Genomic DNA, 23,133 nt, shown 5'->3' with positions numbered 1-23,133 from the left:
AAAAGAAAAGTGCGGTAAATTTCACCGCACTTTAAATCAAAAAAATATTAATAAGCCGTTTCTATCGGTAAACCAGCTTTTACCCAACCATCAAATCCACCAATGACGCTAAACACATTTTCATAGCCTTGCTCAACGAGGAAAGTCGCCACATTTCGGCTGCTTACACCATGATAACAACTCACGATAATCGGGGAGTCGAAATCCACTTGTTCTTCAAATTGTAAAAAACTTTGGTTGGTTAAATGAAACGCCCCTTTCGCATGGGAATAGGTGAAACGTTGTGGATCCCGAATATCAGCAAGCATGGCGCCATTTTGCATCATCTCCCAAGCTTGTTCTGGGGTAATTTCTTTAAACGACATGGTTTGTTCCTTTTGCGCGCTGTTTATACACGCCATCAAAAATAATCAGGCTCATCGCCAATACTAAACAAATGAATAACGGGTAGCTGTCCGCATCCATTTCCTCTCCAATTAAAAATGAAATAATCACCATCAAAATGGTTTCAACATAGCCTAGAAGACCGAGCAAATTCATCGGCAACATATTGCTGGCGATCACGTAAGCAATCAATGCAGAGCCACTAATAAGCCCTAGCAATACCAATAATCCCCAAATGTTAGGATTATATTCCTGCACGGTGGCAAAATCAGTTTGAAGAGCAAAGTAAACGCTAACCGGCAATAATGCGATCATTTCTAAGCAAAAGGCACCAAGATCGGTATTTTTTAAAGCTTTTCGTATGGAGAAATAGGTGGTGTAACCCACACAGATAACAATGGCTTCCCAAGATAATTCGCCTTTTAAAATGATGTTAGAAATCACCCCCACTGCTGCAATTAACACAGCAATGAATTTCAATGTTGAAATTCGTTCTTTAAAAATGATCCGCCCTGCGGCCACCATCACAATTGGCAACAATAAATAACCGAAAGAAACACTTAAGGAGCTGCCATTATTGGGTGCCCACAAAAAGAGCCACATTTGATAACCCATTAATGCGCCACAAGTGATATAGGAAAGGGCAAAGAGCGGTTGTTTTTTGATGCGTTTTATATGTTCCACTAATGCCTGTTTCTGCTTAAACATGATGACGGAAAGGGCGACGAAAGGGAATGTAAAAATCATTCGATAGCCGAAAATATCCGTGCCGCTAAGTGGTTTCAGCAGCGTGGAAAAATAATACATATAGCCAAATAAAAATGAGGCTAAAAGTGAAATGAGTACGCCTCTTAACATAATAATCCTTAGGTTAATTCTACTTATTATTCTAGTCTAACATCTCCCAAAATGCACGAATTAAGGGGTTTGCCAAATTTCTTTTTTGCACACAAACGCCCAAATCAAATGCTTCTACCGGATTATCCAAATTTAAACGGGAAACTTCTTTTGCCATTGGACTATTATCAATTACTGCATCGGGTAGCATAGCCAATCCAAAACCGAGCGCTACCATCGGCACGATCCCTTCGTGTCCTGCTACGGTGGCATAGATTTTCGGATGTTTAATGTGTTTGCTACGTAACCATTGTTCAATACGATGCCGTGCCATCCCATCCAATGGCAAAATAAAAGGCATTTGCTGCCAATTGATAGGTTCTTCCTGTAATAATTGTGTCGCCAAACAAGCCACGCGAGGCGCAATTAATGAAAGGGAAATATCATCGATCTTATAAAACTCTAATCCCGTCGGCAGATTATTCGGTTTCCCCGCCAAAGCAAGATCCACTTGCTCCGATTGAATGAATTGTACTGCAGAAGCAGGGTCACCTGTGGTCAGTTGAATTTCAACCTTTGGATAACGCGTACGAAATTTGGCTAATACCTGTGGCAAGTGACTATATGAAGCCGTTACCGAACAAAATAAGCGTAACTCTCCGCTTAATTCCGATGAATTATCCCTAAGCTGACGCTTAAACTGTTGCCAGTTTTGCCATTCTGTTTTCGCAAATTGCAGAAATTTCTCTCCTTGTTCGGTTAAGCGCACCTGTCGATTATCACGAATGAATAAAGGTTGTTCTAATTCTTCTTCCATGCGCTGAATTTGGCGTGAAAGTGTTGAGGGTGACATATAGTTTTGCGTAGCGGTTTTCGCAAAGTTTTGAGTATCTACCAGGTGTAGGAAAATTTGAAAATCGTGAAAATTCATTTGTGTGTATTAAAAAGTAAAAAAATGTAATTGCAAAAAATGCAACATTAAGTGTCAATAATATCACTTTACGCAATAACTGAAAGCCTTATAATCCCTCCACAACAAAAAGCTATATGCAAACACAACCTTATATACACATTAATCAACATCATAGAAAGGATTAAAAATGGCTAACTATTTCAACACCTTAAACTTACGTGAAAAATTAGACCAATTAGGTCGTTGTCGTTTTATGGATCGCAGCGAATTTGCTGACGGTTGCAACTACTTAAAAGGCAAAAAAATCGTTATCGTAGGTTGTGGCGCACAAGGTTTAAACCAAGGTTTAAATATGCGTGATTCTGGCTTAGACATTGCTTATGCATTACGCCCAGAAGCGATTGCGGAAAAACGCGCTTCATTCCAACGTGCAACCGAGAACGGTTTTAAAGTGGGTACTTACCAAGAGTTAATTCCAACTGCAGACTTAGTGATTAACTTAACACCAGACAAACAACATTCTAAAGTCGTGGCTGATGTAATGCCTTTAATGAAAAAAGATTCTGCATTCGGTTACTCACATGGTTTCAACATTGTTGAAGTGGGTGAGCAAATCCGTGAAGACATCACTGTGGTCATGACTGCACCAAAATGTCCGGGTACTGAAGTACGTGAAGAATACAAACGTGGTTTCGGCGTACCAACATTAATCGCGGTTCACCCTGCAAATGACCCACGTGGTGAAGGTATGGCAATTGCGAAAGCATGGGCAGCTGCAACCGGTGGTGACCGTGCGGGCGTATTAGAATCTTCATTCGTGGCAGAGGTAAAATCTGACTTAATGGGTGAACAAACTATTCTTTGCGGTATGTTACAAGCAGGTTCTATCGTATGTTACGACAAACTTGTTGCTGATGGTAAAGATCCAGCATACGCAGGCAAACTTATCCAATACGGTTGGGAAACTATTACAGAAGCATTAAAACAAGGCGGTATCACATTAATGATGGATCGCTTATCAAACAGTGCAAAATTACGTGCATTTGAACTTGCTGAACAAATCAAAGAAAGCCTTGGTTTCTTATATTACAAACACATGGATGACATCATCAGCGGTCACTTCTCTGCGACCATGATGGCAGACTGGGCGAACGGAGATAAAGACTTATTCGCATGGCGTGAAGCAACAGGCAAAACTGCCTTTGAAAATGCACCAAAAGCAGACGGCATCAAAATTTCTGAACAAGAATACTTTGATAATGGCGTGTTAATGGTAGCAATGGTGAAAGCAGGCGTAGAATTAGCCTTTGATGCAATGGTGGCAAGCGGTATCTATGAAGAATCAGCTTACTATGAATCACTTCACGAATTACCGTTAATCGCTAATACTATCGCGCGTAAACGCTTATACGAAATGAACGTGGTAATTTCTGATACTGCAGAATACGGTAACTACTTATTCTCTAACGTAGCAACCCCAATTCTTGCTAAAGAAATCATCCCAACCTTACAAAAAGGCGATTTAGGTGAACCTACACCAGCAGTCGCTATCGATAACATCACCCTACGTGATGTAAACGATGCAATCCGTAACCACCCGGTTGAATTAATTGGTCAAGAGTTACGTGGCTATATGACAGATATGAAACGTATCGCAGTTGCAGGTTAATAACTTAAATTAAGAAAATCTAAGCCAACTTATTTAATAAGTTGGCTTTTTTATGTTTTGAAAAGAGTAAAAAATTTTTAATCGTACTTTTCATGTTAGTTTAATTTTTATTACATTATTGTTGCGGTGTAATAATGATGTTCATAAAAGTTAGATTTCTAGAATAGAACTGAATTTTTATAATTCCTCCTGACGACGAGATAAGTAAAGGAACAAAATGCAGTATTTATATTTTTTATTGATGGTAGTAGGAATAATACTGCTGATTATTGGCGTTAAAACGATCCCTCGTTTGATCAATACAGAGTTGTTATATGAAATGCCATGTGTAGACAAAGAAGGGGCTTTTTTCTTGCCGAAGGGAATGTATGGAATATGGCTTAGCGGAAAATTATTTAGCAAATCCCCCATAGGAAAAATTGGTTTTAAAATAACCAATCAGCAGACAGGAAGAACGGTTCCATTGTCAATCAGCATTCTGAAAATTTCATCAAGTGGATTTACAAAAGGGCGGATGGAATTATATTGGTTCCACGCAGAAGAAGGAAACTATCTTCTTTCACTAACTGATGAAGGAAATATTATAGAAAAAGCAGAAGCAGCTATTGCAGATATCATGAGCAAAAAGCCAGTAGATTACAGTCAATTTTCTGTACAAATTCGAGAACGTCATTCAGTCTTTATTTTTCTTCTCTCTATTTTAGAGATTGTTCTTGGAATGACTATGATGAAGTTTGGGATTATTCATCTGGTAGCTTTCTTATAATCAATGCTAATATGAGAGGGTAGAGTAAAATCCGCCCTTTTTCTCTTTTTACTGAATAAATAATATGTCGAAATCTTTCCCTTCTCGCCCATTTACGACCAAACGAACGCTAAAGTCCCCTCGTTCATTTAAGCCAAAAGCAAAGCTACCTACATTAGCACAAACAATAGTTGTTTTATTTAATAAACCGTTTGATGTGCTAACACAATTCACCGATGAAAATGGCAGAACTACGTTAAAAGATTTTATTACCATTCCCAACGTGTATGCTGCAGGGCGATTGGATCGCGATAGCGAAGGGTTGCTGATTTTAACGAATAATGGTGAAGTGCAACATTGTTTGGCGGATCCAAAGTTTAAAACAGAAAAAACGTATTTTGTGCAAGTAGAAGGTATTCCAGAAGAGACTAACTTAGATAAACTCCGGAAAGGCGTTCAATTGAAAGATGGGATAACTCAGCCGGCAAAAGTGCGGTTGATTTCTGAACCAGATTTTCTTTGGCCTCGCAATCCGCCTATTCGTGAACGACAAAGTATCCCAACTAGCTGGTTGGAAATCAAAATTAGTGAAGGGCGTAATCGACAAGTGCGACGCATGACCGCGCATATCGGTTTTCCGACGTTGCGCTTAATTCGTTATCAAATTGCGGGATTAACTTTGGATGGAATTGCTAACGGCACTTACCGTGCGCTAAATGAAGATGAAAAAATAGCGCTATTTCAACAGCTTGGATTGAAATAGCGCGATTGCTTTAGAAGCGGCTGTGTGCCGGTTGGGCATTTTCAACCTGCACGAAGAAACCCTGGTCGTTTAAGATCACACTGTAATCGGTTTCGTATTTCACCCCATTAGTTTCCACCAAGGAATGGCAGCTGCGAATACCTTTATCGGGATAGGATTGGGTTTCGCGGGCTTGGGTGATTTGTTTTACGGTCATTTGTGTGTGGGTCGCTTGGGCTTGTTGTCTGAAGGCATCGGATAATACGGCAAACACTTTTTGATCGTTACAGCTCGGTACAACCACGGATTTGGTTACGCTCTTGGTAGCTTTCGGAGCGGTTTGTTTGACTGCGCCGGTTTCCGTTTGTTGAGAACTAACCTTTTCCTTTTTCACTGATGTTTTCACCTTATCCTGTTTTTTATGCGTCTCAGCCTGCTTGTTTTTGGCCTTGCTCGATTCAGCTTTAGCGGTTTTATGTGTCATTTTGTCTTTTTTACCGGTGAGCTTTTTCGCCTCGACAATTTTTGCACTTTTTTTCAGATTGGCTTTTGGTGTTTCAACTTTCTTTTTGCTCGCTTTCGTCGCATCCTTTGGGGTTGCGGTTTTCTTAGCTTCGACTTTTTTCACCGCGGTTTTGACCGTTTTGGACGCCGTTGATTTTGTTGTATGCCCCGGTGAAGCGGCAAATGCCAAAACAGGCAAACAGACAAAAATCAAAGTGAGTAATTTTTTCATTCCGTTATGCTCCTGAAATAAAAAGTGCGGTCAAAATTAACCGCACTTTAAGTATTCGTTTATAAATTAAAGGTAGTAGTGTTCTACGTAGTTTAATTTATCATCAAGTTTTAATACTAATGGTTGACCGGTTGGGATTTCAAAATCCATGATTTCCGCATCAGAAATACCGATGATGTGTTTTGCTAAAGCACGTAGAGAGTTACCGTGCGCAACCACTAAAACACGTTTACCGGAAAGCATTGCAGGGGCAATTTGGTCTTCCCAGAATGGTAATGCACGCTCTAAGGTTAATTTTAGGTTTTCTGCGTTTGGCACTACATCGGATGGGATGTTGGCATAACGACGGTCGTTGTGTGCAGAGTTTGGATCTTGTGGATCTAAATCCGGTGGAGAAATGTCATAAGAACGACGCCAAATGTGGACTTGTTCGTCACCGTATTGTTCAGCGGTGGCTTTTTTATCTAAGCCTTGTAACGCACCGTAGTGACGTTCATTTAAACGCCAGTTTTTCACTTGTGGAATCCATAATTGGTGAGATTCTTCCAATACGATGTTACAGGTTTTGATTGCACGGGTTAGTACAGAGGTGAATGCGATATCGAATTCATAGCCTTTCTCGAATAATTTTTTACCCGCTGCTTTCGCTTCTTCTACGCCGCGCTCGGTCAGGTTTACATCACGCCAACCGGTGAATAAATTTTTTGCGTTCCACTCACTGAAACCGTGACGAATGAATACTAATTCCATAAGGATCTCCTAACGTATTGATGAAAAATAGTCGGCACTTTATAACAAAAAAACGGTAGATTTGAAAGCGCCAAGCAAGGAAAAGCAGCGAAAACCAATGAAAAGACAAGATAAATCAAAAAAATCAGATAGTGACCTATTTTTCGTAAAATTCCCGTGAAAAATTTTAGGCTCAAGGGATTTAATGATAAGATCCGCCCACTGTTGTTCGGGGGAAGGCAAGATGGCGCATCATTCAAGAAAATTTAACATCATTACCGCATTATTACTTGCGTGCGGATTGGCTTTGAATGGCCAACCACAAGCCGCTGATCTTGAACAAATTCGCCAACAAATCAAACAGCAGGAATCTAAAATCGCTAGCCAAAAGGCTAAACAGGCTCAATTGCAATCGACCCTCAAAGCGCAAGAGGGGAAAATTAATTCGGTGGCCGGTGAATTACGTGAAACAGAATTAAGCTTGCAGGAAATCCGTAAACAAATGGCGGAAACGGATAAGCAAATCAAACAATTGCAGAAACAGGAACGGGAGCAAAAAGCCAAACTGGCCGCCCAGATGGATGCCATTTATCGTTCCGGTCTGAATCCCTCCGTGTTGCAACGCATGCTCTCAGAAGATCCGCAAAAGGCTGATCGTATGCGGGTTTATTATCAACATCTCAATCAGGCGCGCATCGACTTAATCGATAAATTGCAAGCTACGCAAGAACAGCTAGCCAAGCAACGTGAGGCGATTAGCGGTCAGCAGGACAGCCACAAGGCGCAACTTTCCACTCAAAAGAAACAGCAACAAGAACTGCAAAAAGTACAGCAGGAACGCCAATCGACCCTGAATGCGTTGAATCAATCGCTGAATAAAGATCAAAATAAATTGGAATCCTTGAAGGCGAATGAAGCTGCTTTACGCCAAGAGATTCAGCGCGCTGAAGTCGCAGCCAAAGAGCAGGAAAAGCGTGAGCGTGAAGCTCTAGCTGAGAAAAAACAGGCTGAGGAAAAACGTACCGCTAAACCTTATCAACCAACGGCTCAAGAACAGCAGTTAATCAATAGTACTAGCGGTTTAGGTAGTGCTAAGCATCAATATAACAAACCGGTTGCCGGTAGCCTATTGCATTCTTTCGGTTCTATTCAAGCCGGTGAAGTGCGTTGGAAAGGAATAGTATTGGCTGCACCGATCGGTACAGCAGTGAAAGCAATTGCCGGTGGTCGGGTGATTTTGGCCGGCCGTCTGACCGGCTATGGCTATATGGTAATCATCAAGCATGGTGACAGCGATTTGAGTTTATATGGTTTCAACCAAGCGGTGTTTGTGAAACAAGGCCAATTGGTTTCCGCCGGACAAACTATTGCCCAAGTCGGTAATACCGGAGATCTTGCTCGTCCGGCGCTGTATTTTGGGATTAGTCGCAAAGGTACTCCGGTCAATCCGGCAGGATGGTTAAAATAATGCGTCTTTTCCCGCACAAGCAAATTAGCTTATTGGTGATTGGTTTATTGGGTAGCTTGAGCGCCTTTGCCGCGCCCTCTAAATTAGCCATTGTGATTGATGACGTGGGTTATCATCCCACGGAAGATGCTGCCGTGTTGGCGATGCCGCGTGAAGTGTCGGTGGCAATTATTCCGGCTGCGCCTTATGCCAAGGCCCGCAATCAACAGGCCCATGCACAAAAACGCGATATTTTGATTCATATGCCAATGCAGCCGGTTAGTAATATTAAAATTGAAGCCGGTGGGCTTACCTTAGGCTTAAGTGAATCTCAAGTGGCACAACGGGTCAGCGATGCAAAAGAGATTATTTCTCATGCCATCGGTATGAACAACCATATGGGCAGTGCGGCAACAGCCGATCCGCAACTGATGGCAGCTTTGATGCGTGCCTTACGCCGGGAGCAGTTATTCTTTTTAGATAGTCGCACTATCGGTAAATCGGTAGCCGGTAAAATCGCCAAGGAACAGGGTGTGCGAGTGCTTGATCGACATATCTTTTTAGATGACAGTAATGAGTTGGCGGATGTGCAGCGCCAGTTTCAAGCTGCGCTGAGTTATGCCCGCAAACATGGTACGGCTATCGCAATCGGTCACCCGCGTAAGAATACCATTGCGGTTTTGCAAAGCGGTCTAAAAAATCTGCCCGAGGATATTCAATTGGTGGGCATGGGCGTTTTGTGGCGTAACGAAAAAGTTATTCCAGCCAAACCGTTTATTTTGATTTTTAACGATATTCCCGCACCGACCTCCGTTGCGCCTTTTGCACCGATCCCCTTGTTGCGCGGAGTCCCTCAATAAACGCCCCCTCCAAAATCAGAGTTTTTCTTAAAAAACGATATAACTAATTGATTTTATTGATGATAGTTTAAAAAATCATGTTTGTTAGATAGTTATTTTGATATTGCACAGATGCGGTTAAAGCCTTAAATGGTTTTAACCGCATTTTTATTTGTTGTGAATAATAATATTATTAAATTCAAATGGTTAGATTGTGTTTTTAGATTGATTTATGATTAAAATTGATATCTGTGAATCGTATCGCAAACCATTTTTTACAAATTATTTAGAATGCGGCCATCCTTTCTAACAGCTAAATTCTATGCAATATAAAGTGTTTATGTTTCCCTTACTGGTTTGCGCCATGGCGACAGTAATTGCCGCACCGGGAAGCAGTTTGGATCCCCAACAAGATGCGATTAATCAGCGTCAACAACAGCAACAAAATCAGCTCAATGCGGCAATTGCTGCCCAGCAGGTCACGGCATCGGATGTACGCTTGCAAGGTGAAACCTTGGCTGAGGCCGGTTTTCCGCAGCACGAAGCGCAATGTTTTACGATTAATCAATTAGTACTCACCGATTATCAGGCAGAGGCCTCTCACGCTGAGGCCGGTTCCAAACTCATTCAACCAAGCCAATTTTCCTGGGCGTTATCCTCCGTTTATGCCGAACGGGATTTTGCCTTACCGGCCTGTGTGGGTTCGCAAGGGATTAATGTGTTGTTGCGACGCATTCAAAATCGTCTGATTGAGTACGGTTATGTGACCACTCGAGTGGTGGTCGAGCCGCAGGATTTGCGTTCCGGAATGTTAGTGCTCACGGTGATTCCGGGCAAAGTGGGGCGTATTCAACTACAAGACCAGAGCGCGCTACCATTTGCCACGCGTGGCACCCTGTGGTTTGCCATGCCATTGCGGGAAGGTGAATTACTGAATCTACGCGATATTGAGCAAGGTTTGGAAAATTTAAAGCGAGTCCCTAGCGCAGAAGCGGATTTTCAATTGGTACCAAGTGAAAACGTGGGCGAAACGGATATTGTTGTGGGTTATAAGCAACGCTTTCCTTTCCATATCACCCTCGGCTTGGACGATTCCGGCTCAAAAGCCACCGGCCGTTTGCAGGGCTCAGCCACCTTTTCTTGGGATAATGTGCTGACCTTAAATGACATGTTCTATATCAGCGGCACCCGCAGTTTCAAACGTCACAGCGATAAGGCCGAAGGCGATTATGGCAGTCAAAACATCAGCTTGTATTATTCCATTCCGTGGAAAAACTATCAGCTGAGCTTATCGGGTTCGCGTTATCGCTACCATCAAACCGTCGCCGGCGCCTTTGAATCCTATACCTATTCCGGCGAAAGCCGCCAAATGAAGGCTAATTTAAGCCGTTTGTTATGGCGCGATAGTCGCTCGAAAACCTATCTCAACGCGGCCTTGTGGGCTCGCCAATCACAAAACTACATCAACGATACCGAAATCGAAGTGCAACGCCGGCGTACCGCCGGTTGGGAAGCGGGATTAAGCCATACCCACTATATCTATGACGGTGTGTTGCAGCTATCTGCCTTATACAAACGCGGCACCGGTGGTCATCGTGCCTTACGTGCGCCGGAAGAGGAATTTGATGAAGGCACTTCACGTATGCAAATCATCACAGCCAACATTGATTTCAGCTACCCGTTTAGCTTGTTTAACCAACCATTGCGCTTTAATACGGAATGGAGTGCCCAATGGAACCGCACACCGCTGGTGCAGCAGGACAAGCTGAGTATCGGAGGACGTTATACGGTACGTGGGTTTGATGGGGAATTAACCCTTTCCGGCGAACGTGGCTGGGTATGGCGTAATGAACTCGCTTGGAATGTGGGCAATTGGGGACAAGAGCTGTATATGGCCGTGGATACCGGCCGGGTACGCTCCTTACAGGAGGAATTACAGGTGGGCAATAGCCTGACCGGTGGCGCGATTGGACTACGTGGCAACCTGTGGGGACTCAATTACGACTATTTTGTTGGTGTGCCGTTGAAAAAGCCGGAAGGCTTCCGCACCAGCCATGTGGTCACCGGGTTTAACCTGAGCTACCGCTTCTAATGGCGCGTAATAAACATATTAAAAAAGACTAAAGTTTAGATAACTCAATTTAATCAATCTCTGTAAAGAAACAGTACAAAGGATTCTCTATGAACAATCGTCAATACAAAGTCATCTTCAGCCGCGTGTTAAATCAACTGGTGGTGGTGTCCGAACTGGCCAAAAGCGCCGGCAAAGCGGCGGTGGATTGCGTAGAAACGCATTTTTCAAGCAACTCTAATAAAATCAATGGGTTAGGTGTTAATTTCGGAAAAACTCCGCTTACCAGGGTGGCGTTTGCATTGATGTTGTCCTTGGGCTTTGTCTGGATGCCGCAAGCGCAGGCGCAAGAAATGGCGATTCGAGCGGATAAATCGGCGCCGGGTAATCAACAACCAACCGTACTGAAAACCGCAAACGGCCTGCCACAGGTCAATATCCAAACGCCAAGTGCAGGCGGGGTCTCACGCAACCAATATACACAATTTGATGTGGCCGAGCAGGGCGCCATCCTCAACAACGCCCGCAAGGCGGCACAAACCCAAATGGCCGGCTGGGTGCAGGGCAACCCGAATCTTGCGCGTGGCGAAGCCAAAGTCATTCTTAACGAGGTGAACTCGGCTAATCCAAGCCGCTTAAAAGGCTATGTGGAAGTGGCAGGGAAAAAAGCTGATGTCGTGATTGCTAACCCAAATGGAATTCATTGTGATGGCTGTGGGGTAATTAATGCCGGCCGAGCCACCTTGACTACCGGCAAGGCTGAAGTGGAAAACGGCAACCTGAAGGGCTATCGCGTACAGGGCGGTAAAGTCAGCGTGGGTGAAAAAGGCATGGATAACCGCCAAGCGGATTACACCGACATCATCAGTGAGAAAGCGGAAATCAAGGGCGGTGTTTGGTCGAACAAAGGGATTAAAGTCACCACCGGCAAAAACAAAGTTGACCGCACCAATGATTCGGTGGTGTATGTGGGAGAACAACCGGCAGCCAACAATCCGACAACGCCAGAAAACCAATCCTCCTACAGCGTTGATGTTAGCCAATTGGGCGGAATGTATGCCGAGAAAATTCATTTAGTGGATAACGGCCAAGGCCTTGGCGTACGCAACGCCGGCCATATCGGTGCCTCAGCGGGCGATGTGAAGATTGATAGCCAAGGGCGGATTGTGAATGAAGGCACTATCAGTGCGCATAGCGGTATTGATGCCAACGCTGAAAAGAATCTGGAAAACCGAGGTAAGTTAGCAAGCAGACAGGGCAAGATCCATGTACAGGCAGCCAATATAGCCCATACCGGCTCAATCATTTCTCAGCAAAATGCGGTTGCCTTGAATGCCAAGCATAATATTGAGCAAAGTGGTGAAACCGTTGCTAAGGGCAATGTGGCTTATCGGGCAAAACAAATTACGGCAGATAAAAATGCGCTGATTGCTGCAGGAATCACCATGGAGAGCTCTGCAGAGGGTGAAAAACGCCACTTAGATAGCCAATCGGTACAAGGTGCTCAGCTAACCTTGGCCGCAGAAGATACGCTTCTTTCTCAGGGACGCCATTTGGTCTCCGGGCATTTTCTTGGTATCGCTAAGAATACCGATTTATCGGCAAGTCATTCAAGTAGTTATAGCAATCATCTTGAATCGCAAGTCTCTCCGCTGAATTTAACGCGGGCGAGTATTTTCAGTTTAGGTGATACCAGCTTAAAAGCGCCTCAACAAATTAACACAGAAAAAGCCAATTTAAACGCCGGGCATTTTACGGTTGAGACTAAACAGCTTAACAACCAGCAAGGAAGTTGGCTTCAGCGCGGTTCAGCACAATGGTCACTGAATTTAGCGGATGGCTTGGATAATCGTCAGGGGTCTATGTTGAGTCATGGTGCATTCTCGCTTCGCGTACCATTGTTGCAAAATGATCAGGGATTGCTTTGGGCTGGTCAGGGTGTGCTTTCTGCTCAGACGGATAAACTACACAACCAACAAGGACAAGTCATTGCACACACAGCAGATATCTCGGCGAATAGTTTAACCAATAAGCATGGATTGATTTTTGCCACACAGGCTCAATTGCAAGTGGATGAGCTGGATAATACGCAGACTAAAGCTACAGGCGAAACGCCTCATTTAGGCATTCAGGCAGGCACTTTGGCGTTGCATACTGCCCATCTCAATAATCAGGCCGGAGGTATTTATGTGGCTCAATCTGCTGCTTTAAATGTGGCTCAGAGACTTGATAACCAGCAAGGCGAAATTCTCTCTAATGGTCATATTGATATTACCAATCCGGCATTGACCTTAATGGTAAATAATGCGTTGGGTAAAATTGAATCGGCTACAGGCATGCAATTACAGGCAAAGGGATTAATTGATGAAGGCGCAATTAAGACTCGTGGAGATTTAGATGTTGTTTTAAAAGACAGCTTTACCCTAAATCATGCCTTTGCTGTGGGGAATAATCTGACTTTTACGACCGAGGGCGATTTTGTAAACAACACGCAATTAGCGGTTGGGAATCGGGCCCAAATCCGTGGGCAGTCGTTACACAATAATGAAAATGCAGAAATTTCCGCAATGCAAACGGAACTGCAGGGTAAAAGTATTATTAATCTCGGTTTAATTGATGGTGTGGTGAATCAGTTGCAAGGGGAGCAAGTCCGAAATTTAGGTTCAGGCCGAATTTATGGCAATCATTTAGCTGTAGAAGCAGCGCGTATTGAGAATCTTGACGGAGCAACTATTGCAGCACGGGAACGTTTGGATCTTGCTTTTAATGAATTACTTAATCGTGATAAGTCACTGGTGTTATCGCTAGGAAAAACGGTTATTGGTCGTCATTTAAATGAACTGCATCAGGCAGAGGGCAAAGCCAGTGTGATTAATAATGAAAGTGCGACCATGGAATTACTGGGCCCAACGGTAGCAAAAGTTGGAAAGATTAATAATAAAGATATTCATGTGAAGGTACGTATTCGGGAGGAGAGAGAAGATTTTGACCTTTATGGTTTTGAAGATCGTCATTCTAAAACGGTTTCAGAATGGTTTCGCGATGGTGTAGATGGGCGCATGCATCACAATAACGGTCAGCGTCGCAATACTGCGGTATTTGATTTCTTCGACCCGACAAAACCGGATGTGCGGGGGAGTACCGGTGATTATTGGCAGCGTAAGAAATTTACTCGGATTCGCTATGTGCCGGAAAAATATGATGAGGCTCCGGCAAAATTGTTGATAGGTGGTGACTTAAATTTAACAAGCGATCATGTTCATAACCAATATAGCCACTTACTTGTCGGGGGACGCTTTACTTTTAATCAACAAGATATTCAAAAGTCAGGCAAGGAAATTACCGCTGGTTCAGGAAAACTGATTAACGAAGATTTGGAGGCGCAGTTAATAACTAAGGATATCGGTTCCTTTTATCGATACGAACAGGTTCGACGTAAACCAGGTGGGGGGCGGAAAAGACTGAAGCATCGCCGTGATTTTTTAGATGAAAAAGTACGCTCACCACTCGCTCAGCAACCACCGGAAACAGTGCGATTTGGTTTGGTGCTGAATACCATTGGTGAGTCTGTGGCAAATACCGGTACAACAGTAGATGCTCATGCAACGGCTATTCAGCCTACATTGCAGGGCGCGAAGCTATTGGCTGAAAGTGATACTGATGCGCTTTATTCCGGCAAGGTCAACAATATCAAAACCCATTTACCGCAGATCACAATACCACAGGCTAGCCTTTATAAGGTGAATCCGCAAGGTGGTAGTGTTTTAATTGAAACAGATCCGCGATTTACCCAAAAATCTCGTTGGTTAAGTTCAGACTATATGTTGAAAGCCTTGCGTAATGATCCTAAGAATATACTGAAACGTTTAGGGGATGGCTTTTATGAACAGCGTTTAATCAATGAGCAAATTAATCAATTGACAGGTCGTCGTTTTCTAGACGGTTATTTATCCGATTATGAGCAATATAAAGCACTGATGGATAATGGTATGCAATATGCAGATAAGTTAAATTTGATCCCTGGAGTGGCATTAACTGCAGCACAAATGAAGGAACTGACTTCCGACATGGTGTGGTTGGTTAAACGGGAAGTGATTCTCAAGGACGGTAGTACGACTCAAGTGCTAGTACCGCAAGTTTATATTGTGGGGCGTAATACAGATGTGGATGGTTCCGGTGCGGTGATTTCAGCCAATGAAATAGTGGCAGATCTAGATAATGTTAGTAATAGTGGGGTTATTACCGGGCGTCATCTGAATTATCTGCATGCCAATAATATTGAAAATAATGGTGGTGTACTGCAAGGACATCAGATGTATTTACTGGCCAAACAACGTTTGCAGAATCTCGGTGGAGAATGGCGCGGTACGCATGTGGTCGGGCAGGGACAAAATATTCGCGTACTATCGACATTGACGGAGACCGCAAATACTGAGCATGACTATCAAAAATCCATTGATCGTACGGCAATGATTAATGTTGGAGATACTCATGCAAGAGGTTCACTAGCCTTGTATGCGAACGAAGATATTACGTTGAAAGGTGCGCTAGTGAATGTACAAGGAGGTGCGGATATTCGTGCGGGAAATCGGCTTAATTTCGCGACCTTAGAGACGGAAAGCAAACAAAACTATGTAAATGATGCGGATAACTACTACAAGTTGCACCGAAAACAAGAGATCGGTAATCGATTAAATATCGAGGCTAATGCTCTGTTGGAAGGGCGACGGTCCGTGGAAATGAAAGGAGTGTCGATAACCGGTAATGGCACGATGAGGGTGCTATCAGACGGTGATATTTTGATTCGAGAAAGCCGTTCTTACGAGGATTTATCTGCGGGCAGTAAAAGTGTAGCTAAGAATCTGGTGAATAAAACTACGACAACTCGTAAGCATGAACATCGCTATGATCTGGCTCAAGCATCGGAATTCGATGCGGATAAAGTCATTTTGCAATCTAATCATGGTAACGTGAGCGTGCAAGGTTCCAATGTAGTCGCTGAAAATGGATTATGGGCTAAGGGTAAGAACATTGAGATTAAAGAGGCCGAAAATCGTGTTTATTCTCAGGATATTGAGATGAAGCAAAAATCAGGTCTCATGGGAGCTGGGATTGGTTTTACTATCGGTCAGCAGAAACAAGCATTGGAAGTTGATCAAACCAGACTTTCTGCTAGTGGTAGCCAAGTAGGCAGTTTACATGGCAATACCACAATTATTGCAGATAACAATTATACCCAAACAGCCAGTGCATTAAGTGCAATAAAAGGTGATGTGAATATTTTGGCTAAGAATGCCAAGATTCAAGCCGCAGATGATAAATACGAAAGCAATATGAAACAGACTTTTGAACAGAAAGGTTTAACTATTGCGCTGACTTCACCAATATTGGATGCCATTAATGCTGTGCAGGGGGCAGTTAAATCAGCTCAAACTATGGGAAAAAGCAAAAGTTCCCGAGTGAATGCAATGGCGGTGGCGAATACCGCATATAGCTCAGTTCAAGCAGGTCGCGCTGTAGCCGGGCTTGCCGGTATGGGCGCAGGAGCGGGTCAATCGGGGGGCGATAGTTCAGGTATTAAGATTTCGATTACATATGGCCAACAGCAAAGTGAATCTAAAACTCATGTTGAAGGTAAAACTGCAGCAAAATCACAAGTGAATGCCGATGGTAAGGTGAATATTGTCGCAACTGCTGTGGGGAAAGATGCCAATATTGACATTATTGGTTCCGATGTATCGGGTAAGCAGGGAACAACCTTGATTGCTGATAATCAGGTGAATATTAAAGCGGCTGAGCAAACCCATATGGAGCGTAGCACCAATAAGTCTAGTGGTTTTAACGTCGGTGTAGCGATTGCTATTGGTAAAGGTGTTTCAGCCGGCTTAACCGTTGGTGACAACTATGGCAAGGGATATGGCAATGGCGATGAGGTTTCATATGTGGCCAGCCATGTCGGGGATAGCAATAGTAAAACTGTAATTCAGGCAGGAGGTGATGCGAATTTAATTGGAGCTCAAGTTATAGGTAAACGTGTCGAAGTTTCGGCCGAAAATCTTAATATTGAAAGCCTGCAGGATAAGGCAACTTATGATGGTAAACAAATGAATGTAAGCGGTAGTGTGACGGTCGGGTATGGCGTTGCTGTTGGCGGTAGTTACAACCGCTCAAAAATTCATTCAGATTATGCCTCTGTAAACGAACAAACCGGTATTTTTGCTGGGGATGATGGTTATGATGTGGAGGTGAGGAATAAAGTATCCTCTGTCGGAGGGGCTATTCTTTCAAGTGCGGTAAAAGAGAAGAATCAAATAACCGCACAAGATTTTGAGTATGCCAATATTCAGAATTATTCTAATGCGAAATCTTCAGCTATAGGATTAATGGGAGGATTTTCGGTTGCTCGTGATCAAACTTCAGAAGAAGACAAAAAACTTAATGAAATGTATCGTAAAGGAAGAGAGGGAGAAACCTTTGATAAGGCTAATCCGAATAAAGCTAATCAATTACCAGTAAAATTTGGTTTAGGCAAAGATGATGTCCATAGTACGGATTTGTATGCTGCAGCCAAAATTGGTTTGGCAAATTTAGCTAGCAACAGTAGCCAAAAAGAAAGCTACCAAAGCATAACTAATGCAGTAATTAGTGACGGTAATTTTAATATTGGTAGTGCAGAAGGCAAAAAGAATATTGAAGCAATCAAGAAATCAACAGAGCAACAGGCAAATAAACTTGAAAAAGTAGATTATGCAGGAATGATGAAAACAGTTGAGCAGGATGTAGTAACGATTCAGAATTTTGCGAAGAATATTGGTAGCTCTATGGATGAGGCTTATCGAACAATGTTTATTGCTGAACATCGGATGTTTACGCATAAAATAGGTAAAAATGGAAAACCTGTAAAGGATCCAGAAATTATGGCGAAAATAAATGAAGAAGCAGATTCTAAGGGAGTAAATAGAAAAGAATATCTTAAACAACAATTGGATAAAGGTCGCAATATTTATTTGTTACATGAGCTGTCCGATCAAGAACGTAATCAATTACAAAAAGTAACTTATACGGATCCAAAGACAGGAAAAACAGAAAGTAAATATGTAGTTGCATTTAATGGCATCTTTAATGATCGCAATGCTGCAGCAAAATTTGCAGTACAAAACTATATTGCTAGCAAAGATGAAAAAACGGGAGATATCAATAAACGGATCTATAAAGATGTTTATTTTGTTCATCATCCTAAAGCGAATAATAGTTTTTCAGAACTATTGGTTGCCGGTTATGAAAAAATGTTTGAAAGTTCTTTTGGAAAATTCTTGGGTATGGATAATTCAAGTTTGCAAGCAATTAATATTATGAATCAATATGGTAAAGATGGTTTATACCTTGGTTCTCATAGTCGTGGAACGTTAACAATCAGTAATGCATTAAAAGTATTAAATACGGAAGATAACCAAGCGAAAAGGTTACTTTCAGGTACAACGATTAAAATGGTTGGTCCTGCAGCGGATGTTACGAGAGCAGATAGCTACCTAAGTAAATTGCAAACCGGTAAAGAAAGGACAACTTCGGATGGGGCAATTCGAATTGAAAATCACAAAGAAGATCCTGTGGGTAGTATGCCAGTGTTATTGGGTGGAAATCCAGCAACAACGATTGAAAATCATAAGAATAATGGTTGGCTAAAAGTTAAGTTAGATATGTTTAGCGATGACGTTTCTTCAGTTCATAATTGTCATGGTTTAGGACAAAGGCAATGTGTAACAGATGGATATAGAAAAGAAGGAGATCTTAAAATGGGTAACGAAACGACTATTTTTGAATTAAATAATATCAGTAAGGAGGGCAACAAATGAGATTTTTGTTCGTACTATTTTCCCTAACATTGTTTGGTTGTTCTTTTGGCGGGTTTAAACCAGCACCACCGCATGACCATTGGCAGTTGCATAATGAGAATACGTTATTTCCAGACTCAGATCCTAAAGTATTGGAAAAATATCTTGATAGAAGAGAGAAAGATATGGACGATTGTGGAATGGATTATGTGATAGGAGAAAGTGATGATCCTGAAGTTAATCTTTGTTTAGAAAAAAAAGGTTGGTATTTAGAAGGTGGACCGATTTGCGAAGAAAGAACAATGTGGAATAGACCTGTATGTGTACAATGGCGTAAAAAATATAGTAGACCTGATGCTAAACCTTGGGGATAAGTATTCTTTAGGATAAGACCATAATTTTGAGAAAAATATAAAATTAGGTATGTAAGTTATTAATATATAAAGAGCAGTATCTACTGCTCTTTATATTTGCGAGCACATAATATTGGGGGGATGAGATTTCTAGAAGGGGTTATGTTGTTATACTCGTCCAATTTATTGGATGTCTACTTAGTCAAATTGAATTAGCTGGGAGAACCTAATTTTACGATTTTAATATAAGAAAAAGCTTGCGTTATCAGGTCAATTTGTGTAATATTCGCGCGCTTTCGCATTGAAAGCCGTTCGATGTAATCATTTATTGAGCGGGCATTACAATTGGTAATGCTGACAATGTTTCCGATTTGGAGACTATAAACAGGTAACTTGCACCTCCTTTTCTATTTTGAAGTTAGAATTGTGATGGTGTTAGTTTTTTTATTAGCTAAATTTATTGGAGCTCTGGTCTAATGCAGAACCAAAGAATCCGTATCCGCTTAAAAGCTTTCGATCACCGTTTGATCGATCAATCTACTGCGGAGATCGTAGAAACAGCTAAACGTACTGGTGCACAAGTTCGTGGTCCAATTCCTTTACCAACTCGTAAAGAGCGTTTCACCGTGTTGATTTCTCCACACGTGAACAAAGACGCGCGTGATCAATACGAAATTCGTACACACAAACGTTTAGTAGATATCGTAGAGCCAACAGAAAAAACTGTTGATGCATTAATGCGTTTAGATTTGGCTGCCGGCGTGGACGTGCAGATCAGCCTAGGTTAATTAAGAGGTTATTACAATGATTGGTTTAGTCGGTCGTAAAGTTGGTATGACCCGTATCTTCAATGAAGACGGTGTTTCTGTGCCAGTTACCGTTATCGAAATCGAAGCCAACCGCGTAACTCAAGTTAAAACTCTTGAAAACGATGGCTATACTGCAGTTCAAGTTACTACTGGTTCTAAAAAAGCGAATCGTGTAACTAAGCCTGAAGCAGGCCATTTCGTGAAAGCAGGTGTTGAAGCTGGTCGCGGTTTATGGGAATTTCGTACTGAAGGTGAAGAATTCACTTTAGGTCAAGAAATCAATGTTGACATCTTTGCAGATGTTAAAAAAGTAGATGTTACTGGTACTTCTAAAGGTAAAGGTTTCCAAGGTGGTGTTAAACGTTGGAACTTCCGTACCCAAGATGCTACCCATGGTAACTCTTTATCACATCGTGTACTTGGTTCTATTGGTCAAAACCAAACTCCGGGTCGTGTGTTTAAAGGTAAAAAAATGGCAGGACATTTAGGTGCTGAGCGTGTAACCGTTCAATCACTTGAAGTTGTTCGTGTAGATGCTGAGCGTAAATTGCTATTAGTAAAAGGTTCTGTACCTGGTGCTATCAATAGCGATGTTATCGTTAAGCCGGCAGTTAAAGCATAAGTCTAGGAGATAGAGATGGAATTACAAGTTGTAGGTGCAAACGCACTAACTGTTTCTGAAACTACCTTCGGACGTGAGTTTAACGAAGCTTTGATTCACCAAGTTGTTGTTGCTTATGCAGCAGGTGCTCGTCAAGGTACTCGTGCACAAAAAACTCGTGCTGAAGTGTCTGGTTCAGGTAAAAAACCTTGGCGTCAAAAAGGTACAGGTCGCGCTCGTTCTGGTGATATCAAATCACCAATCTGGCGTTCTGGTGGTACAACCTTCGCGGCTAAACCACAAGATCACAGCCAAAAAGTGAACAAGAAAATGTACCGTGGTGCTATCAAAAGCATTCTTTCTGAATTAGTTCGTCAAGACCGTTTGGTTGTTGTTGAAAAATTCGAATTAGATGCACCAAAAACTAAAGTTTTAGTACAAAAATTAAAAGATTTAGCAGTTGAAGATGCATTAATTATCACAGCAAGTTTAGATGAAAATCTATTCTTAGCGGCGCGTAACTTATATAAAGTTGATGTACGTGATGTTCAAGGTATCGATCCAGTTAGCTTAATCGCTTTCGATAAAGTGATTGTTACTGTTGACGCTGTCAAACAAATTGAGGAGATCCTAGCATGAGTCAAGAACGTTTGCTAAGCGTGCTACGTGCACCGCACATCTCTGAAAAAGCAACTAACAATGCTGAAAAATCTAACACTGTTGTACTTAAAGTTGCTTTAGATGCGAACAAAGCTGAAATTGCTGCTGCTGTTGCTCAATTATTTGAAGTAAAAGTTGACTCTGTTCGTACTGTGGTTGTTAAAGGTAAAACTAAACGCCGTGGTAACAAAATGGGTCGTCGCAGCGACTGGAAAAAAGCTTATGTAACTTTAGCCGAAGGCCAGAATTTGGACTTCGTGGATAGTGCAGAGTAATCGGAGGAAATTAGAGAATGGCTATCGTTAAATGTAAGCCGACCTCCGCTGGTCGTCGTCACGTTGTTAAAATCGTGAACCCTGAATTATACAAGGGTAAACCTTACGCGCCTCTTCTAGATACTAAATCTAAAACTGGTGGTCGTAACAACTATGGTCGTATTACCACTCGCCACATCGGTGGTGGTCATAAACAACATTACCGTTTAATCGATTTCAAACGTAACAAGTTAGATATCCCAGCGGTTGTTGAGCGTTTAGAATATGATCCAAACCGTTCAGCTAACATTGCTTTAGTGCTTTATAAAGATGGTGAACGTCGTTATATCTTAGCACCTAAAGGTTTGTCAGTTGGCGATCAAATCCAAGCTGGCGTTAACTCACCAATCAAAGTGGGTAACTCATTACCAATGCGTAATATCCCAGTTGGTTCAACAGTACATAACGTTGAATTAAAACCAGGTAAAGGCGGTCAAATCGCTCGTTCTGCTGGTGCTTATGTACAAATCATCGCTCGTGAAGGCAACTACGTAACTTTACGTTTACGTTCAGGCGAAATGCGTAAAGTATTAGCTGAATGTGTTGCTACAATCGGTGAAGTTGGTAACTCAGAACATATGCTTCGCGTATTGGGTAAAGCTGGTGCTAACCGCTGGAGAGGCATTCGCCCTACAGTTCGTGGTACTGCAATGAACCCGGTAGATCACCCACACGGTGGTGGTGAAGGTCGTAACTTTGGTAAACACCCAGTAACTCCTTGGGGCGTTCAAACCAAAGGTAAGAAAACTCGTCACAACAAACGTACTGATAAATATATCGTACGTCGTCGTGGCAAATAATTTAAATTAATAAGAGGATAAGCCATGCCACGTTCTCTCAAGAAAGGTCCTTTCCTTGACCTACACTTGTTGAAGAAGGTAGAGAAGGCGGTGGAAAGCGGGGATAAAAAGCCAATCAAAACTTGGTCCCGTCGTTCAATGATCATTCCTTCAATGATCGGATTGACCATCGCAGTCCATAATGGTCGTCAGCACGTTCCTGTTTATGTATCTGATGAAATGATCGGCCATAAATTAGGTGAATTTGCACCGACTCGTACATACCGCGGTCACGCGGCAGATAAGAAAGCTAAGAAATAAGAGGTAAATAGATGGAAACTATCGCAAAACATCGTTACGCTCGCACTTCTGCCCAAAAAGCTCGCTTAGTTGCCGATTTAATTCGTGGTAAAAAAGTTGCGCAAGCATTAGAAATCTTAACTTTTACTAACAAAAAAGCTGCGGCTTTAGTGAAAAAAGTATTAGAGTCTGCTATTGCTAATGCAGAGCATAATGATGGTGCAGATATCGATGATCTTAAAGTTGCTAAAATCTTCGTTGACGAAGGTCCTAGCATGAAACGTGTTATGCCACGTGCTAAAGGTCGTGCAGATCGTATTTTAAAACGTACTAGCCACATCACTGTGGTTGTGTCAGATCGTTAATAAGTAGA

General features: G+C 42.3%; 20 protein-coding genes. 15 read left to right on the top strand and 5 right to left on the bottom strand.

All coding sequences use genetic code 11. The features are described 5' to 3' along the window. Window positions 1–47: 47 nt before the first annotated feature. From glpE to ilvY, 3 genes are read right to left on the bottom strand one after another with little or no spacing between them, the layout of a single operon-like run. Window positions 48–365, bottom strand: a complete 318-nt coding sequence (gene glpE, locus CKV74_RS02145) for a thiosulfate sulfurtransferase GlpE (RefSeq protein ID WP_095176674.1) — start codon at window positions 363–365, stop codon at window positions 48–50. Further along, complete coding sequence (gene rarD, locus CKV74_RS02140; RefSeq protein WP_095176673.1) at window positions 355–1,242, bottom strand: EamA family transporter RarD; 888 nt, start codon at window positions 1,240–1,242, stop codon at window positions 355–357. Before rarD ends, glpE begins: the two co-directional genes overlap by 11 nt. A gap of 31 nt (window positions 1,243–1,273) precedes the next feature. After that, on the bottom strand, window positions 1,274–2,152 hold the full coding sequence (ilvY, locus tag CKV74_RS02135; protein WP_039847842.1) for an HTH-type transcriptional activator IlvY: 879 nt from the start codon (window positions 2,150–2,152) through the stop codon (window positions 1,274–1,276). Window positions 2,153–2,321: 169 nt separating this feature from the next. Here ilvY and ilvC point away from each other — a divergent pair, with 169 nt between their 5' ends. The 3 genes from ilvC (at window position 2,322) to CKV74_RS02120 (ending at window position 5,311) form a co-directional block, all read left to right on the top strand. After that, on the top strand, window positions 2,322–3,803 hold the full coding sequence (ilvC, locus tag CKV74_RS02130; RefSeq protein WP_007242784.1) for a ketol-acid reductoisomerase: 1,482 nt from the start codon (window positions 2,322–2,324) through the stop codon (window positions 3,801–3,803). A 217-nt stretch (window positions 3,804–4,020) separates the two neighbouring features. After that, window positions 4,021–4,569, top strand: a complete 549-nt coding sequence (locus tag CKV74_RS02125; protein ID WP_039847841.1) for a hypothetical protein — start codon at window positions 4,021–4,023, stop codon at window positions 4,567–4,569. Window positions 4,570–4,633: 64 nt separating this feature from the next. Then, complete coding sequence (locus CKV74_RS02120) at window positions 4,634–5,311, top strand: pseudouridine synthase (RefSeq protein WP_007242720.1); 678 nt, start codon at window positions 4,634–4,636, stop codon at window positions 5,309–5,311. Window positions 5,312–5,321: 10 nt separating this feature from the next. Here CKV74_RS02120 and CKV74_RS02115 read toward each other — a convergent pair whose 3' ends face one another. Together CKV74_RS02115 and CKV74_RS02110 are read right to left on the bottom strand one after the other, a co-directional pair. Then, window positions 5,322–6,026, bottom strand: coding sequence for a hypothetical protein (locus CKV74_RS02115; protein WP_007242617.1), 705 nt, complete (start codon window positions 6,024–6,026; stop codon window positions 5,322–5,324). A 66-nt stretch (window positions 6,027–6,092) separates the two neighbouring features. After that, window positions 6,093–6,776 carry a 2,3-diphosphoglycerate-dependent phosphoglycerate mutase gene (locus CKV74_RS02110; protein ID WP_007242752.1) on the bottom strand — a complete coding sequence of 228 codons (684 nt, stop codon included), beginning with the start codon at window positions 6,774–6,776 and terminating at the stop codon, window positions 6,093–6,095. Between the two features lie 223 nt (window positions 6,777–6,999). Between CKV74_RS02110 and envC the strand changes: the two genes are divergently transcribed. From envC to rplV, 12 genes are all read left to right on the top strand, one after another. After that, window positions 7,000–8,223, top strand: a complete 1,224-nt coding sequence (gene envC / locus CKV74_RS02105; RefSeq protein ID WP_007242642.1) for a murein hydrolase activator EnvC — start codon at window positions 7,000–7,002, stop codon at window positions 8,221–8,223. Continuing rightward, a complete protein-coding gene (locus CKV74_RS02100) occupies window positions 8,220–9,062 on the top strand; it encodes a divergent polysaccharide deacetylase family protein (RefSeq protein WP_408607455.1) in 843 nt (280 codons plus the stop codon). The genes envC and CKV74_RS02100 overlap by 4 nt, the downstream gene beginning before the upstream one ends. Window positions 9,063–9,405: 343 nt before the next feature. Beyond that, window positions 9,406–11,133, top strand: a complete 1,728-nt coding sequence (locus CKV74_RS02095) for a ShlB/FhaC/HecB family hemolysin secretion/activation protein (protein WP_331712620.1) — start codon at window positions 9,406–9,408, stop codon at window positions 11,131–11,133. An 89-nt stretch (window positions 11,134–11,222) separates the two neighbouring features. Further along, entirely contained in the window at window positions 11,223–18,965 is a 7,743-nt protein-coding gene (locus CKV74_RS02090) for a two-partner secretion domain-containing protein (protein ID WP_095176672.1), read from the top strand. Next, window positions 18,962–19,318, top strand: a complete 357-nt coding sequence (locus tag CKV74_RS10450) for a hypothetical protein (protein WP_164703777.1) — start codon at window positions 18,962–18,964, stop codon at window positions 19,316–19,318. The genes CKV74_RS02090 and CKV74_RS10450 overlap by 4 nt, the downstream gene beginning before the upstream one ends. A 455-nt stretch (window positions 19,319–19,773) precedes the next feature. After that, a complete protein-coding gene (gene rpsJ, locus CKV74_RS02080; protein ID WP_001181005.1) occupies window positions 19,774–20,085 on the top strand; it encodes a 30S ribosomal protein S10 in 312 nt (103 codons plus the stop codon). A gap of 16 nt (window positions 20,086–20,101) precedes the next feature. After that, a complete protein-coding gene (rplC, locus tag CKV74_RS02075) occupies window positions 20,102–20,728 on the top strand; it encodes a 50S ribosomal protein L3 (RefSeq protein WP_095176671.1) in 627 nt (208 codons plus the stop codon). Window positions 20,729–20,743: 15 nt separating this feature from the next. Beyond that, window positions 20,744–21,346, top strand: a complete 603-nt coding sequence (rplD, locus tag CKV74_RS02070) for a 50S ribosomal protein L4 (protein WP_005695085.1) — start codon at window positions 20,744–20,746, stop codon at window positions 21,344–21,346. Further along, a complete protein-coding gene (gene rplW / locus CKV74_RS02065) occupies window positions 21,343–21,642 on the top strand; it encodes a 50S ribosomal protein L23 (protein ID WP_005632756.1) in 300 nt (99 codons plus the stop codon). Before rplD ends, rplW begins: the two co-directional genes overlap by 4 nt. Window positions 21,643–21,659: 17 nt before the next feature. Beyond that, window positions 21,660–22,481: a 50S ribosomal protein L2 gene (gene rplB / locus CKV74_RS02060; RefSeq protein ID WP_007243662.1), complete on the top strand. Its 822-nt coding sequence runs from the start codon at window positions 21,660–21,662 to the stop codon at window positions 22,479–22,481. A 24-nt stretch (window positions 22,482–22,505) separates the two neighbouring features. Next, entirely contained in the window at window positions 22,506–22,781 is a 276-nt protein-coding gene (rpsS, locus tag CKV74_RS02055; protein WP_005539416.1) for a 30S ribosomal protein S19, read from the top strand. A gap of 11 nt (window positions 22,782–22,792) precedes the next feature. Continuing rightward, complete coding sequence (rplV, locus tag CKV74_RS02050; protein ID WP_005625897.1) at window positions 22,793–23,125, top strand: 50S ribosomal protein L22; 333 nt, start codon at window positions 22,793–22,795, stop codon at window positions 23,123–23,125. Window positions 23,126–23,133 lie beyond the last annotated feature (8 nt).

Origin of the sequence: Haemophilus pittmaniae (assembly GCF_900186995.1) — a bacterium.
Classification (GTDB): Bacteria; Pseudomonadota; Gammaproteobacteria; order Enterobacterales; family Pasteurellaceae; genus Haemophilus_D; species Haemophilus_D pittmaniae.
This window is presented reverse-complemented; position numbering and strand designations above follow the sequence as displayed.

What these genes read in the sequence shown, in the direction of transcription:
- glpE (WP_095176674.1), bottom strand. Translation starts at nt 365, where the DNA reads ATGTCGTTTAAAGAAATTACCCCAGAACAAGCTTGGGAGATGATGCAA.
- rplC (WP_095176671.1), top strand. Translation starts at nt 20,102, where the DNA reads ATGATTGGTTTAGTCGGTCGTAAAGTTGGTATGACCCGTATCTTCAAT.
- rplW (WP_005632756.1), top strand. Translation starts at nt 21,343, where the DNA reads ATGAGTCAAGAACGTTTGCTAAGCGTGCTACGTGCACCGCACATCTCT.
- CKV74_RS10450 (WP_164703777.1), top strand. Translation starts at nt 18,962, where the DNA reads ATGAGATTTTTGTTCGTACTATTTTCCCTAACATTGTTTGGTTGTTCT.
- rplD (WP_005695085.1), top strand. Translation starts at nt 20,744, where the DNA reads ATGGAATTACAAGTTGTAGGTGCAAACGCACTAACTGTTTCTGAAACT.
- rpsJ (WP_001181005.1), top strand. Translation starts at nt 19,774, where the DNA reads ATGCAGAACCAAAGAATCCGTATCCGCTTAAAAGCTTTCGATCACCGT.
- CKV74_RS02095 (WP_331712620.1), top strand. Translation starts at nt 9,406, where the DNA reads ATGGCGACAGTAATTGCCGCACCGGGAAGCAGTTTGGATCCCCAACAA.
- CKV74_RS02090 (WP_095176672.1), top strand. Translation starts at nt 11,223, where the DNA reads ATGAACAATCGTCAATACAAAGTCATCTTCAGCCGCGTGTTAAATCAA.
- ilvY (WP_039847842.1), bottom strand. Translation starts at nt 2,152, where the DNA reads ATGAATTTTCACGATTTTCAAATTTTCCTACACCTGGTAGATACTCAA.
- CKV74_RS02110 (WP_007242752.1), bottom strand. Translation starts at nt 6,776, where the DNA reads ATGGAATTAGTATTCATTCGTCACGGTTTCAGTGAGTGGAACGCAAAA.
- CKV74_RS02125 (WP_039847841.1), top strand. Translation starts at nt 4,021, where the DNA reads ATGCAGTATTTATATTTTTTATTGATGGTAGTAGGAATAATACTGCTG.
- ilvC (WP_007242784.1), top strand. Translation starts at nt 2,322, where the DNA reads ATGGCTAACTATTTCAACACCTTAAACTTACGTGAAAAATTAGACCAA.
- CKV74_RS02115 (WP_007242617.1), bottom strand. Translation starts at nt 6,026, where the DNA reads ATGAAAAAATTACTCACTTTGATTTTTGTCTGTTTGCCTGTTTTGGCA.
- rplB (WP_007243662.1), top strand. Translation starts at nt 21,660, where the DNA reads ATGGCTATCGTTAAATGTAAGCCGACCTCCGCTGGTCGTCGTCACGTT.
- rarD (WP_095176673.1), bottom strand. Translation starts at nt 1,242, where the DNA reads ATGTTAAGAGGCGTACTCATTTCACTTTTAGCCTCATTTTTATTTGGC.
- CKV74_RS02120 (WP_007242720.1), top strand. Translation starts at nt 4,634, where the DNA reads ATGTCGAAATCTTTCCCTTCTCGCCCATTTACGACCAAACGAACGCTA.
- rplV (WP_005625897.1), top strand. Translation starts at nt 22,793, where the DNA reads ATGGAAACTATCGCAAAACATCGTTACGCTCGCACTTCTGCCCAAAAA.
- rpsS (WP_005539416.1), top strand. Translation starts at nt 22,506, where the DNA reads ATGCCACGTTCTCTCAAGAAAGGTCCTTTCCTTGACCTACACTTGTTG.
- envC (WP_007242642.1), top strand. Translation starts at nt 7,000, where the DNA reads ATGGCGCATCATTCAAGAAAATTTAACATCATTACCGCATTATTACTT.